This window comes from Pseudoalteromonas sp. TAP-3C, from assembly GCF_059888565.1.
On sequence record NZ_CM187618.1, the window covers coordinates 2957457 to 2971817 of the forward strand.

Sequence of the window (14361 nt, forward strand, 5' to 3'; positions counted from 1 at the left end):
ACAGATAAAAATTAACCACTGGCTATTGGCGAAACATGCTGCGTGCAGTAAACTACGTCTTTGCTTTTAAATTATTTTGGAGTGCCAAGATGGCTCGCGTAACAGTTGAAGATGCAGTAGATGCAATTGGTAATCGTTTTGACTTAATTTTAGTTGCGGCCCGTCGTGCCCGCCAAATTGCCACAGGTGGTAAAGATCCACTAGTCGACCCTGAAAACGATAAACCAACCGTTATTGCTTTACGTGAAATTGAGTTAGGTTTGGTTGATAACTCTTCAATGGATGTTATTGATCGCCAAGAACAACAACATCAAGAAGCAGCTGAAATGGCTGCTGTTGCTGCTATTGTTGGTGGCAATCAGTAATCAACCGCCCGGTTTGATTTGGCTAACGGCATAGTATTTAAACTATAGCCGTTGGCAATCCCTTCTTTTGATCGTATATTCTTAACATACCGTTGTCTATTTGCTTCACGAGAACATTGGAGTGTAAATGTATCTTTTTGAAGGTCTAAAAAAGAAAATATCAGAATACCTACCTGCTGCTGATGTAGAGCTGGTACAAAAAGCTTATGTGGTAGCCCGAGAGGCCCATGAGGGTCAAACTCGTTCAAGTGGTGAACCTTACATTACCCACCCTGTTGAAGTAACACAAATACTTGCGAGTATGCACCTAGATCATGAAACTCTTATGGCTGCATTAATGCATGATGTGATTGAAGACACCGATTTTAGCCAACAAGATTTAGCTGAAATTTTTGGTGAGACAGTCGCAGAATTGGTCGAGGGCGTAAGCAAACTTGATAAGCTTAGCTTTAAAGATAAAAAAGAGTTTCAAGCTGAAAACTATCGAAAAATGATTATGGCAATGACCCAAGATATTCGGGTTATTCTCATCAAGCTAGCTGATAGAACACATAATATGCGCACATTAGGGGCGCTTCGTCCTGATAAGCGTCGTCGTATTGCACGTGAAACGTTAGAAATTTATGCGCCCATTGCAAATCGCTTAGGTATTCACGATATAAAAAATGAACTTGAAGACTTAGGCTTTTTAGCGCTGTACCCAATGCGTCATCGTGCACTTAAGTCTGAAGTTGCTAAAGCACGTGGTAACCGCAAAGAAGTTATTTCAAATATTCAAACTGAAATTGAAGCACGCCTTGAAGAGTCAGGCATCAAAGCCACCGTATCAGGTCGAGAAAAACACCTTTATAGTATTTACAAAAAAATGCTTAACAAGGAACTACTGTTTAATGAAGTAATGGATATTTATGCCTTTCGTATTGCAGTCGACTCCATGGATACCTGCTATCGCGTTCTTGGTGTTGCCCATAACTTATATAAGCCAATTGAAACCCGTTTTAAAGACTATATAGCCGTACCTAAAACTAACGGTTATCAATCATTGCACACATCATTAGTGGGTCCACATGGTATTCCTGTTGAAATCCAAATTCGTACCTTAGATATGGATCACATGGCAGACAAGGGCGTTGCAGCTCACTGGATGTATAAAAAAGCAGGTGACAGCGCAGGGCATACTGCACAGCAGCGCGCGCGTCAATGGATGCAAAGCTTGTTAGAGCTACAACAAAGTGCAGGCTCATCGTTTGAGTTTATAGAAAATGTAAAAACAGAATTATTTCCTGAAGAAATCTATGTTTTCACTCCAGATGGCCGCATTATTGAACTCCCTATGGGCGCAACGGCTGTAGATTTTGCTTATGCTGTTCATACTGATGTAGGCAATACCTGTGTAGGAGCGCGTGTCAACCGTAAACCTTATCCTTTAAGTAAAGCTCTTGATACTGGGCAAACAATAGAAATTATTACCAGCTCAGGCGCTCACCCTAATGCAACATGGCTGAACTTTATTGTCACTGGAAAAGCACGATTAGGCGTTCGTAACTATCTTAAAAGCCAGCAGCATGAAGAAGCGTTATTATTGGGCCGTCGCTTACTTGATTCAGCGCTAGGTGAAAACAAATTTGATAGCCTCCCAACCGAAAATATTACTCGAGTGCTTGAAGAGCATGAGCTCTGTTCTACTTTAGAGCTTTTAGTCGAAATTGGCTCAGGCAATTTAATGAGTATGCTGATAGCTAAACGTTTATTACAAAATGACAACGACGACTTAAACGATATTGCCAAGCGTGCAAAAGCCACCATTATTGGCACCGAAGGCATGTTAGTTAATTATTCAAAGTGTTGTCGCCCTGTCCCTGGCGATGCCATCACTGCCCACATAAGCCAAGGCAAAGGGTTAACCGTTCACCGCCAAGAATGTAAAAATATTCGTGGTTGGGAAAATGAACGTTCAAAATACCTAGTAGTAAAGTGGGATGATAATCCAGAAAAAGAATACATTGCGGCTTTAAGGGTAGAGATTATAAACCATCAAGGTGCGCTGGCTAAATTAACCAATGTGGTAGCGACTACGCAGGCCAATATTGTGGAAATAGCCACCGATGAAAAAGAAAGTAATTTATACGTGATAGACTTAGGGATCACAGTTAAGAACCGTGTCCATGTCGCTAATATTATGCGTCGTATACGTGTAATGCCCGATGTACAAAAAGTCTATCGTAAAAAATAAAATAGGAACATCATGAATAAAGCATTTATATCAACGGATAAAGCACCTGCAGCAATTGGCACATATAGCCAAGCAGTTAAAGTAGGGACAGCTGTTTACTTATCTGGGCAAATTCCACTTGTACCAGAAACAATGGACGTTATTTCTGAAGACTTTAGCGAGCAAACACACCAAGTATTTAAGAATATTTGTGCGGTATGCGAAGAGGCTGGCGGTGCTATTCAAGACTTAGTAAAAGTAAATATTTACCTAACTGATCTTTCAAATTTTGCCATTGTAAACGAAGTAATGAGCCAATACTTTAAGCAGCCTTACCCTGCTCGTGCCGCTATTGGCGTTCGTGCACTTCCTAAAGGTGTACAAGTCGAGATAGATGGCATAATGGAGCTTCCTTCAACAAACTAACCATTAAAGCCTGAGAGATCCCCACGAATTTAGCCTAAATTATCAATTTGTATAGTCAGAAGTGACAACTGGCTATACACATAAATAATGAACTGCCCATCAGGCTCATACCTAGGATCATCAACCACTTCTTTGCCAAGATAAATATAGGACAATACTCGTCGTTTTTTCTCTGTATTCGCTTGTAATGCCGCATCCCCTTGTTGTGCCGACACGGTGTACCCTATGCACCATAAGACAAACAACATTAACGCCGCTATGAGCAATAAATTATCAAACCTTTCTGCGCTTCTTGAATTTGCAAAGGCTAAACTAATGCCAAGTTTTGCATTCTTAGTGTCTCTGAAACTTTCTTCTATTTGCATACGTTGTTTATATAAAGTCACAATCCGTTGAGGCTTATCTGTAAATTGTGTAGGTAAATTAAACACAAGTAGCCAAGGCTCTTTGGCCTTTTGTTGTTGGTATTTAACCGTTGTACATTGAGATTGCCCACCCCGTTTTTTGATTTTTTTACGTCCCTTGTTTTTCCCTCTAAACAAAACACCTTGGCACGCGAAACGAACTGTTTTTCCGTAGTAAATCTGTGTCAGAAGGTGTGGTTTACCTGTTGCTTGCTCAAACCATGATTTACAATTTCGCCATGTCTCAAGGTCGCTAGATAAGGTCACATTGCCTCTGACGCGCCCAAGCCAATACCAGCCTTTATCTTCTATGGCTTTAAACCATGGCGTTCTAAAAATAGCATCAGATAAAATAATAGGCTGACAATCTGCAGGTAAACACTGTGCCAAGCTATCGAGTAAGTGTTGATGAGCCGCTTCGGTATTTAATTCGCTTTCAGGATACACTTTTTCATAGAGCGTTAACGCTCTTCCCCCCATTGGTATGCTTGCCCTGAGCACTTGAAATATTTCGCCGCCATTAATAGGTGACCAGTCAACGATAATAAGTGGGTGTTGTTGCTGGCCTACTAAGCATTCGGTCATATGTTCATAGAAACAAAGACGTTCTTGATGCAGGTTAGCATTACCAATCAAACGGTCTGCGCGTTTAATATCATGTTTTTTATCGGTATTAGAAAATGATTTTAATCCGCGGCCTAGGTAAGTGACAGTAACGCGCTGGTCACGCAAGCCTGAGTTAACAAACGTAAAGACTGTATTTAAACGTGTTTTATGAATTTCAGGGTAGGCAATGGCAATATCTTTGTGTAATATTTCGGTGGCTTTCATGATTATGAGTGAGTTTTTTTATAGTGAAAAAATTTGATCACAAATAATCATGAGAGTCTACCATTAATTTTTATTTTGTGGGGATTCGTCAGCATTAAAGCTATGAGTCATGCTCATAGCTTTTACGCCAATCTGTAATAACATTTTGATGAATTCTTGACTCAAAACTAAATTTCTAGCACTCTGTAATCATGTTATTTAAACAAACTTTACTTTAGTAGTAGAAAAGGATGACCTGTGTTTAAGCTTGCTCACAATGGCAACGTGTTGCTCGATACAAGTGAATCTGCACCCGCGAGTGCCGCTTTTATCATAGCAGCAATTGAGCAGTCGCCTTACAGCGAGTGTGAAATAAATCATGATGCTATAAATAACTATTTTAAAAGCGAGACACCTGAGCGCATACTCGTTGTTGCTACTCGCCATGATGCAACGCTAAGTATTGAGATCAGTGATGATAAAATGCTTGCAACTGGTACGCTCACTTTAGCTAAAGGTGGAAAAGCGTTAAGTTTTGATGGAGCAAAAAAACAATTAGTTAAAGCGCGTGTTGCTCGAGGTTATAAACAAGCATTTTTAGAGCAGCTTTTAGAAAAACAATTGACATTATCACCCGGCTCAGTAGTGACTGGCACACTTGCAAAAGGACGTTTACCTAGTGACGGTCAGCCAACCAAGTTTAAAGCCATGGTTAAAACCTTAAAAGATCGCCTCAAAGCGCCTAAACTAAAAGAAGATGGCAGTGTTGATATGCGTGATTTTGGTAAATTAGCAAGCGTAAAGCCCGGTGAGTTACTTATACAGCAACAACCCGCGACCCCAGGACAAGAAGGCTTTAACGTGGTAGGCGATGTATTGCCTGCAAAACCCGGAGAAATTCATACATTAATTGCAGGCGAAGGCACTGAAATATCAAAAACCAACCCAATGGAATTACTGTCTACTATAGCCGGAGTACCTGTTGAAATAAATAACGGTATGCGTGTCGATGATATATTTACAATTACTGATGTATCGGTAAAAACAGGCCATATAGACTTTGAAGGCAGTGTTATCGTTAGTAAAAATATTGAGCCAGGAATGCGAGTCAATGCAACTGGCGACATTACCGTCTTTGGTACTGTTGAATCTGGCGAATTAACCGCAGGTGGCGATATAACTGTAAAACAAGGGATTATTGGTCATCAAAAACCTGAAGATAAATCACTGTCTTGTAAAATAATTTGCGCGGGCGACTTACATGCCTCACATTCTCAGTATTGTTACATTGAGGCTAATAATATACTGCTCGATCGCCAAGCCAGCCATAGCTCAATGAGAGCAAAAAATAATATCCAAATTGGCCAAGCAGATCTACCAAAAGGGAAATTATTTGGGGGTGAAGTGTTAGATGCCACTAAATTAATTGCTGGAGAAATTGGTAATGAATCTGGCGCTAAAATGACTATTAACTTAGCCGCCTCAGCTGCTCAGATAAACAAAGATATTAGTAAGTCAGTCAGCGAACTAACAGCTTCGAATGAACAATTTGATAGCCTACAAGCTTCCTTAGAAAAAGCCGATTTAATTAAAGATATAGACAAAAAAAATGAACTTATTAATAAAATTGGTGCTGCACAACTACATGAAAGTCAGCAAGCAGAACAACTAGAGAAACGAGTAACAAGTTTAGAAGAAAAGCTAAATACCTTATTGACTGAATCTATATTAACAGTAAATGCTGTTTTACATTCTGGTGTGGAGATTCATATCTTCAACAAGGTACTCAAAACTACACGTAATTTTCCGCCAAGCAGTGTTAAATTAGAAAACAACAAAATAGAAATAGAATTTAAAACTTGATAATAAAGGGCTGTTAGTGACAGCCCTGACTTATTTATAGTAAACCGTCTACGATTTCATAGGTTTGTGCTGGCCATACACCTACCTGCACTTGCCCTATATGTTGTTTTTGTAATAACAGCATAGCTAAACGAGATTGACCAATACCGCCGCCAATCGTTTGCGGAAACTTACTTTCTAGTAATGCTTTGTGCCAATCAAATTCTAAACGGTCTTCATCACCGGTAACGCTTAATTGGGCTTGTAGTACTTCAGGACTAACACGTATACCCATAGATGAAATTTCAAAAGCATCTTCGAGCACTGGGTTCCAAACTAAAATATCGCCATTTAATCCCATGTATTGTTCACATGTTGGGGTTGACCAATCGTCGTAATCTGGCGCCCTCACATCATGAATTTTGCCATCCCCTAATGCCCCACCAATGCCAATTAAAAACACAGCGCCATACTCTTGAGCTATCGCCTTTTCACGCTGCTTAGCACTAAAGTCAGGATACATTTTACGTAATGCTTCACTATGTATAAAAGTAATTTCAGTGGGCAAAAATGGCGTTAAACCAAAACTGTCATTTACATATTTCTCAGTGGCTTTAATACCTTGGTAAATAATTTCAACGGTTTGCTTAAGAGTAGATAGCGAGCGCTGTGTGCTTGCACAAATAACTTGTTCCCAGTCCCATTGATCAACATAAACAGAATGAATTGGACTTAGTGAGTCTTCATCAGGTCGTAACGCTTTCATTTGTGTATAAATGCCTTCGCCTTTTGAAAAATGATACTCGCCTAAGGTTTTACGTTTCCACTTAGCGAGTGAATGCACCACCTCATAACGGCTATCTGTTATCGCTTTAACATTCACCGCAACTGCGTTTTCGTGCCCGCTTAGATTATCCTGAGTACCATCGCCTACTTTGGCTAAAATAGGAGCTTGTACTTCAATTAAGCCCAGCTTTTGCTCTAGTTGTTGTGAAAAAAACTGCTTAACTTTACTTATTTGCTGCTGCTGCTGCACATAGTGTGAACTCATAATAATTGGCCTCATTCCCAGTTATTGTATTGGCGACTTAGCGCACAAGTGCGCTTTAATGAGGTTATCGTAACAATTAAACCATTTAATTCAATAACCCATAACAAAAATAGCTTTATGATATTAATATCATTAAAAAAATGGTATAAAAAATGGTAATACAATAATTAAGAGCGACCAAGTCTATGGAAAATTATCAAATCGATAATCTCGATAAACAGATCCTACATGCATTAATGGATAATGCACGTACACCTTATGCAGAACTCGCTAAACGTTTTAGTGTAAGTGCGGGTACAATTCATGTGCGAATTGAAAAAATGAAACAAGCGGGGATCATTACAGGTACCCAATTAACCATTAATACCAAACAACTTGGCTACGATGTATGTTGTTTTATTGGCATTAATTTAAACAATGCTAGGGATTACCCACAAACTCTGATTAAACTTGAATCTTTAGAAGAAGTGGTCGAAGCATATTACACTACTGGTAATTATAGTATTTTTATTAAAGTGATGACTCGCTCTATCGATCATTTACAAGATGTGCTGATCAATAAAATACAAGCAATAGAAGCGATTCAATCAACTGAAACACTGATTTCATTACAAAACCCGATTAGTCGAACTGTGGTGCCTTAAGGTGAAAAATCTCGTATAATTTGCCAAAAAAGAGGACTCCCATGCAGCAAACTCGTTACCAAAGAATTGAAAGTGTACTTTCTCGTCGTCAAACCGACCTTACCGTGTGTTTAGAAGACGTACATAAACACCATAACTTATCTGCTATTGTTAGAACTGCTGATGCCGTGGGTTGCCACCATGTACATGCAGTTTGGCCAGAAAAGCAAAAATGGCTTACCAATAATACCTCAGGTGGCAGTAAAAACTGGTTAGAAACACACCTTCATAAAAATATAGATGCTGCTGCTGCCAGCATGCGTGCTCACAACCCCGATGTGCAAATTTTAGTGACACATTTAAGTGAAGATGCCGTCGATTTTAGAGAAATTGATTACACTAAACCTACTGCAATTATTGTCGGTCAAGAAAAATCAGGGATCTCAGAAAAAGCGCTTGAATATGCAGATCAAAATATAATTATTCCAATGCAAGGCATGGTGCAATCATTAAATGTATCCGTTGCTGCTGCTTTAATTTTATTTGAAGCGCAACGTCAACGTGAATTAGCAGGCTTATATAATAGAAATATGCTGAGCGAGACAATAAAACACCCAATGTATTTTGAAGGCTGCCACCCAATTATCGCAAGGCAGTGTAAACAAAGGAATCTGCCTTATCCCGCACTTGATGAGAACGGCGAAATTGTCGCAGATGAACAATTTTGGCAGACATTAAAACATACTTGATGCACATACAGTGTATAAGTACACTTAACTCACTAAATAACAATAATTGAGCCTACTTTGTCTAAACCTAGCTTAAGCAATTATCCAATCACAGAACTTAAAGGCGTTGGCCCTAAAATGGCTCAACGACTTTTAAAGCTAGGTATTAGCACAGTACAAGATATGCTTTTTCATTTACCGCTGAGGTATGAAGACAGAACACGCATTTATAATATTAGTGAACTGACCCCGCATAGCCATGTAACCGTTCAAGCTACCATTGAAACCAGTCAAATTACTTTTGGTAAACGCCGTATGTTAGTGTGCCAAGTAAATGATGGTACAGGCAGATTAACGTTGCGATTTTTTAATTTTACCGCTGCACAAAAAAATGCCTTTAGTGCAGGTAAAATAATTCGTTGTTTTGGAGAAATTCGCCGTGGACGGATTGGCTTTGAAATGAGTCACCCAGAATACAGTATTAGTGACACATTTGAACAGCAACCAACATCATCAACACTCACACCTGTCTATTCAACAACTGAGGGGCTAAAACAACTCTCTATTAGGGCGTTGAGTGAACAAGCAATAGAATTACTACAAAGATACGCAGTAGAGGAATTACTTCCTAAACAGTGGCAACCATCACAACTACCCTTAAGTGATGCACTATTATTACTGCATCGCCCCCCTAATGATGTTGATATAATTGCACTTGAACAAAAGACTCACCCAGCCCAACAACGACTTGTTTTTGAAGAGTTGTTGGCTCAAAATCTCAGCCTATTAAAAGTAAGACAGCAAGGACAGCAGGTAAAAGCGGTTGCACTTGAGCCCACTAACTCATTAGAAGCTCAATTTCTTGGGCAGTTACCCTTTGCACCGACCAATGCACAAAGCCGTGTTGTATCAGAAATTAAAACAGACATGCACCATACTTACCCTATGATGCGACTTGTTCAAGGAGATGTTGGCTCTGGTAAAACATTAGTCGCAGCACTGAGTGCCTTAACCGCAATAGCACAAGGTTATCAGGTTGCATTAATGGCACCTACTGAGATTTTATCAGAACAACATGGAGTTAATTTTACTAACTGGTTTGAAAAACTTGGGATAAAAGTTGCCTGGCTGGGTGGTAAAACGAAAGGAAAAGAACGAGTTAATACACTTGCAATCATTGCCTCTGGTGAAGCACAAATGATTGTTGGCACCCATGCTTTATTTCAAGATGAAGTTAAATTTAACAACTTGGTACTTATCATTATTGATGAGCAACACCGTTTTGGGGTTCATCAACGTTTATCACTGCGTGAAAAAGGGCGTTTTGGTGATTGTTACCCACATCAACTAGTCATGACTGCAACACCTATACCGCGTACACTCGCGATGACGGCTTATGCAGATTTAGAAACTTCTGTGATTGACGAATTACCACCAGGGCGAACACCTATCACTACTGTTGCCATCCCTGACACCCGTCGAAATGACATAATTAGTCGAGTGAAACTTGCCTGCAATGAACAAGGTCGACAAGTTTACTGGGTATGCACGCTAATTGATGAATCCGAAGTATTACAATGTCAAGCAGCCGAAGATAGTGCGTTACAGTTAAAAGAAGCGTTACCCGAACTCAATATTGGTTTAGTCCATGGACGAATGAAAGCCACTGAAAAGCAAGCCATTATGAGTGAGTTTAAAGCAGGTAACATTCATCTGCTTGTAGCAACAACAGTAATCGAGGTTGGGGTTGATGTACCAAACGCAAGTTTAATTATCATCGAAAACCCTGAACGACTCGGTTTAGCTCAACTGCACCAATTACGTGGTCGTGTAGGGCGCGGAGCAACGGCATCTCATTGTGTACTCCTGTACCATGCCCCTCTTTCGAATACCGCTCAAAAACGCTTAGGTGTTTTAAGAGATAGTAATGACGGTTTTGTTATTGCTGAGCGCGATTTAGAAATACGCGGCCCTGGCGAAGTACTGGGAACGAAACAAACAGGCTTAGCAGAATTTAAAATCGCAGACTTAACCCGAGATAAACACACTTTAAATCAGGTAAGACCCATTGCACAACAAATGCTAAAGCAATACCCTCATCAGGTAGACCCCCTTATTCAACGCTGGCTGGGCAATAAGTCAAATTACGCACAGGCTTAATTAGTTTTTAAAGATTAATTTGCATCAATTGTGCACGTGTTCCCTGAAATATTTTTTCCAGCATATTCTCAGATTGAAGCCCTCATTTACGTCTCATCCCTCCCTCCTTGTGCAAATGGGATACTATCATTGTGTCGGGGCGGCCCTGTGCGGGGCTCGCCTTTGCGCTGTTTTGTTTGATGTATAGGAAAGTGCTGTTGAGCACAGGATGTGCAAGAGCGAACTACTGAGTTCGGCATGGGCTCTTGGCTATTTTTATTAAATCCTAGACAGCAAAAAACCCGCTACATTGCTGCAACGGGTTTCTCTTGTTTGGAGCCTGGCAATGTCCTACTTTCACATAGCAAATGCTACACTATCATCGGCGCTGTTTCGTTTCACTACTGAGTTCGGCATGGGGTCAGGTGGGTCCAAAACGCTATTGTCACCAAGCAAATTTGGTATTAATCCGCTCTTTCGAGCCAATTAATTAAAATTTGAAAATGCTGATAATTGTTTTCTTACCGCTGAAAGCTTATCGCTTGCAGCTGCTAGTAAATCTACTTTAGTTATATTAACTTCTGCGCTTGTTTCACTATCACATAAAACGCGTTTGGCGTTGTATGGTTAAGCCTCACGGGTAATTAGTACAAGTTAGCTTAACATGTCACCATGCTTCCACACCTTGCCTATCAACGTTGTAGTCTTCAACGGCCCTTCAGAGACTTTAAAAGTCTAGTGAGAACTCATCTCGAGGCCTGCTTCGCGCTTAGATGCTTTCAGCGCTTATCAGTTCCGAACGTAGCTACCGGGCAATGCCATTGGCATGACAACCCGAACACCAGCGGTTCGTTCACTCCGGTCCTCTCGTACTAGGAGCAACCCCTCTCAATTCTCAAACGCCCACGGCAGATAGGGACCGAACTGTCTCACGACGTTCTAAACCCAGCTCGCGTACCACTTTAAATGGCGAACAGCCATACCCTTGGGACCGACTTCAGCCCCAGGATGTGATGAGCCGACATCGAGGTGCCAAACACCGCCGTCGATATGAACTCTTGGGCGGTATCAGCCTGTTATCCCCGGAGTACCTTTTATCCGTTGAGCGATGGCCCTTCCATTCAGAACCACCGGATCACTATGACCTACTTTCGTACCTGCTCGACGTGTCTGTCTCGCAGTTAAGCTGGCTTCTACCATTACACTAACCGTACGATGTCCGACCGTACTTAGCCAACCTTCGTGCTCCTCCGTTACTCTTTGGGAGGAGACCGCCCCAGTCAAACTACCCACCAGGCACTGTCCGTAACCCCGATTCAGGGGCCAACGTTAGAACATCAAAACTACAAGGGTGGTATTTCAAGGTCGACTCCACAAAAACTAGCGTCTCTGCTTCTTAGTCTCCCACCTATCCTACACATGTAGGTTCAATGTTCAGTGCCAAGCTGTAGTAAAGGTTCACGGGGTCTTTCCGTCTAGCCGCGGGTACACAGCATCTTCACTGCGATTTCAATTTCACTGAGTCTCGGGTGGAGACAGCGTGGCCATGGTTACACCATTCGTGCAGGTCGGAACTTACCCGACAAGGAATTTCGCTACCTTAGGACCGTTATAGTTACGGCCGCCGTTTACCGGGGCTTCGATCAAGAGCTTCTCCGAAGATAACCCCATCAATTAACCTTCCGGCACCGGGCAGGTGTCACACCGTATACGTCATCTTGCGATTTTGCACAGTGCTGTGTTTTTAATAAACAGTCCCAGCCACCTGGTCACTGCGGCTCCAATTAGCTCAGGGAGCAAGTCCCGTCACCCATCGGAGCGTACCTTCTCCCGAAGTTACGGTACGATTTTGCCTAGTTCCTTCACCCGAGTTCTCTCAAGCGCCTTAGTATTCTCTACCTGACCACCTGTGTCGGTTTGGGGTACGATTCGGTATAATCTGAAGCTTAGAGGCTTTTCCTGGAAGTATGGCATCAGCAACTTCATCACCGTAGTGACTCGTCTCGTGTCTCAGGTTTAATGTTTGTCCGGATTTACCTAAACAAACGCCCTACTCACTTTCACATGGACTACCAACGCCATGCTTGCTTAGCCTGCTCCGTCCCCCCATCGCAATTATACCAAGTACGGAAATATTAATCCGTTTCCCATCGACTACGCCTTTCGGCCTCGCCTTAGGGGTCGACTTACCCTACCCTGATTAACATGGGATAGGAACCCTTGGTCTTCCGGCGTGCGGGTTTTTCACCCGCATTATCGTTACTCATGTCAGCATTCGCACTTCTGATACGTCCAGCATGCCTCCCGGCACACCTTCAACCGCTTACAGAACGCTCCCCTACCACTTGAGCATACCCCGAAACTATCTCTATCATCACCGACTCACGTTTAGGTGACGCTTGAACGCTGGGCGCTTCGCGCTGTCAACGTTAATCAAAATAGCTTGGGTGGTATGCTCAAATCCGCAGCTTCGGTGCATAGTTTAGCCCCGTTACATCTTCCGCGCAGACCGACTCGACCAGTGAGCTATTACGCTTTCTTTAAAGGATGGCTGCTTCTAAGCCAACCTCCTGGCTGTCTGGGCCTTTCCACATCGTTTCCCACTTAACTATGACTTGGGGACCTTAGCTGGCGGTCTGGGTTGTTTCCCTCTTCACGACGGACGTTAGCACCCGCCGTGTGTCTCCCGGATAGTACTTTACGGTATTCGGAGTTTGCAAAGGGTTGGTAAGTCGGGATGACCCCCTAGCCTTAACAGTGCTCTACCCCCGTAAGTATTCGTCCGAGGCTCTACCTAAATAGATTTCGGGGAGAACCAGCTATCTCCCGGTTTGATTAGCCTTTCACTCCTAACCACAGGTCATCCCCTAACTTTTCAACGTTAGTGGGTTCGGTCCTCCAATTGATGTTACTCAATCTTCAACCTGCCCATGGCTAGATCACCGGGTTTCGGGTCTATACCTTGCAACTATTCGCCCAGTTAAGACTCGGTTTCCCTACGGCTTCCCTAATCGGTTAACCTCGCTACAAAATATAAGTCGCTGACCCATTATACAAAAGGTACGCAGTCACCTAACAAGTAGGCTCCTACTGCTTGTACGTACACGGTTTCAGGTTCTATTTCACTCCCCTCACAGGGGTTCTTTTCGCCTTTCCCTCACGGTACTGGTTCACTATCGGTCAGTTGGGAGTATTTAGCCTTAGATGATGGTCCACCTATATTCAGTCAAAGTTTCACGTGCTCCGACCTACTCGATTTCACTTAAAATGCATTTTCATGTACGGGACTATCACCCTGTATCGTGGTGCTTTCCAGCGACCTTCCATTAACACATAATAAGCTTAAGGGCTGTTCCGATTTCGCTCGCCGCTACTCTCGGAATCTCGGTTGATTTCTTTTCCTACGGGTACTTAGATGTTTCAGTTCTCCGCGTTCGCTTCGTTAACCTATGTATTCAGTTAACGATACCTGCAAGCAGGTGGGTTTCCCCATTCGGAAATCCTAGTCTCAAGTGCTTTTTACTAGCTTGACTAGGCTTATCGCAAGTTAATACGTCCTTCATCGCCTCCAACTGCCAAGGCATCCACCGTGTACGCTTAGTCACTTAACCATACAACCCAAACGGGTCTTTGTTTTGTGACAGTTTAACTTCGCCAGAAGTTAATATTGAATACTAAAGTAGATACCAATCAACAAACGTAAACGTTTATTAAATGGCACTGAATGATACTGCTATCATTGTTTTTTACTTTTGAAAACT

The 14361-nt window shown here is 42.0% G+C and carries 9 protein-coding genes and 2 rRNA genes; 7 read left to right on the forward strand and 4 right to left on the reverse strand.

Annotation, left to right across the window (positions count from 1 at the left end; genetic code table 11):
- Nucleotides 1–89: 89 nt before the first annotated feature.
- The 3 genes from rpoZ (at nucleotide 90) to AC6H44_RS13870 (ending at nucleotide 3003) form a co-directional block, all read left to right on the forward strand.
- Nucleotides 90–365, forward strand: coding sequence for a DNA-directed RNA polymerase subunit omega (gene rpoZ / locus AC6H44_RS13860; protein ID WP_500736201.1), 276 nt, complete (start codon nucleotides 90–92; stop codon nucleotides 363–365).
- Nucleotides 366–492: 127 nt separating this feature from the next.
- Complete coding sequence (gene spoT, locus AC6H44_RS13865) at nucleotides 493–2598, forward strand: bifunctional GTP diphosphokinase/guanosine-3',5'-bis pyrophosphate 3'-pyrophosphohydrolase (RefSeq protein WP_500736202.1); 2106 nt, start codon at nucleotides 493–495, stop codon at nucleotides 2596–2598.
- Nucleotides 2599–2610: 12 nt separating this feature from the next.
- Nucleotides 2611–3003 carry a RidA family protein gene (locus AC6H44_RS13870; RefSeq protein ID WP_500736203.1) on the forward strand — a complete coding sequence of 131 codons (393 nt, stop codon included), beginning with the start codon at nucleotides 2611–2613 and terminating at the stop codon, nucleotides 3001–3003.
- Nucleotides 3004–3032: 29 nt separating this feature from the next.
- Here the strand turns inward: AC6H44_RS13870 and AC6H44_RS13875 are convergent, their stop codons facing one another.
- Nucleotides 3033–4238: an IS4 family transposase gene (locus AC6H44_RS13875; RefSeq protein WP_500736204.1), complete on the reverse strand. Its 1206-nt coding sequence runs from the start codon at nucleotides 4236–4238 to the stop codon at nucleotides 3033–3035.
- A gap of 237 nt (nucleotides 4239–4475) precedes the next feature.
- On the opposite strand from AC6H44_RS13875, the gene AC6H44_RS13880 reads away from it, so the two are divergent.
- Complete coding sequence (locus tag AC6H44_RS13880; protein ID WP_500736205.1) at nucleotides 4476–6080, forward strand: flagellar assembly protein A; 1605 nt, start codon at nucleotides 4476–4478, stop codon at nucleotides 6078–6080.
- A gap of 34 nt (nucleotides 6081–6114) precedes the next feature.
- Here AC6H44_RS13880 and asnA read toward each other — a convergent pair whose 3' ends face one another.
- Complete coding sequence (gene asnA / locus AC6H44_RS13885; RefSeq protein ID WP_500736206.1) at nucleotides 6115–7110, reverse strand: aspartate--ammonia ligase; 996 nt, start codon at nucleotides 7108–7110, stop codon at nucleotides 6115–6117.
- Between the two features lie 185 nt (nucleotides 7111–7295).
- On the opposite strand from asnA, the gene asnC reads away from it, so the two are divergent.
- Genes asnC through recG form a run of 3 tightly spaced genes read left to right on the forward strand, consistent with a single transcriptional unit; the run spans nucleotide 7296 to nucleotide 10621 of the window.
- The gene (gene asnC, locus AC6H44_RS13890) at nucleotides 7296–7754 is read left to right on the forward strand and encodes a transcriptional regulator AsnC (RefSeq protein ID WP_500736207.1); all 459 of its coding nucleotides are present in this window, start codon (nucleotides 7296–7298) and stop codon (nucleotides 7752–7754) included.
- 41 nt (nucleotides 7755–7795) lie between these two features.
- The gene (trmH, locus tag AC6H44_RS13895) at nucleotides 7796–8482 is read left to right on the forward strand and encodes a tRNA (guanosine(18)-2'-O)-methyltransferase TrmH (RefSeq protein ID WP_500736208.1); all 687 of its coding nucleotides are present in this window, start codon (nucleotides 7796–7798) and stop codon (nucleotides 8480–8482) included.
- Between the two features lie 57 nt (nucleotides 8483–8539).
- Nucleotides 8540–10621 (forward strand): ATP-dependent DNA helicase RecG, encoded by a 2082-nt coding sequence (gene recG / locus AC6H44_RS13900; RefSeq protein WP_500736210.1) that lies wholly within the window; start codon nucleotides 8540–8542, stop codon nucleotides 10619–10621.
- Nucleotides 10622–10938: 317 nt separating this feature from the next.
- On the opposite strand, the gene rrf is transcribed toward recG, so the two are convergent.
- Nucleotides 10939–11053 (reverse strand): 5S ribosomal RNA (gene rrf, locus AC6H44_RS13905).
- A gap of 170 nt (nucleotides 11054–11223) precedes the next feature.
- Nucleotides 11224–14211 (reverse strand): 23S ribosomal RNA (locus AC6H44_RS13910).
- Nucleotides 14212–14361: the final 150 nt, after the last annotated feature.

Coding starts and splice junctions, on each gene's coding strand:
- AC6H44_RS13875 (WP_500736204.1), bottom strand. CDS start 4,238: ATGAAAGCCACCGAAATATTACACAAAGATATTGCCATTGCCTACCCT.
- trmH (WP_500736208.1), top strand. CDS start 7,796: ATGCAGCAAACTCGTTACCAAAGAATTGAAAGTGTACTTTCTCGTCGT.
- rpoZ (WP_500736201.1), top strand. CDS start 90: ATGGCTCGCGTAACAGTTGAAGATGCAGTAGATGCAATTGGTAATCGT.
- asnA (WP_500736206.1), bottom strand. CDS start 7,110: ATGAGTTCACACTATGTGCAGCAGCAGCAGCAAATAAGTAAAGTTAAG.
- AC6H44_RS13870 (WP_500736203.1), top strand. CDS start 2,611: ATGAATAAAGCATTTATATCAACGGATAAAGCACCTGCAGCAATTGGC.
- spoT (WP_500736202.1), top strand. CDS start 493: ATGTATCTTTTTGAAGGTCTAAAAAAGAAAATATCAGAATACCTACCT.
- asnC (WP_500736207.1), top strand. CDS start 7,296: ATGGAAAATTATCAAATCGATAATCTCGATAAACAGATCCTACATGCA.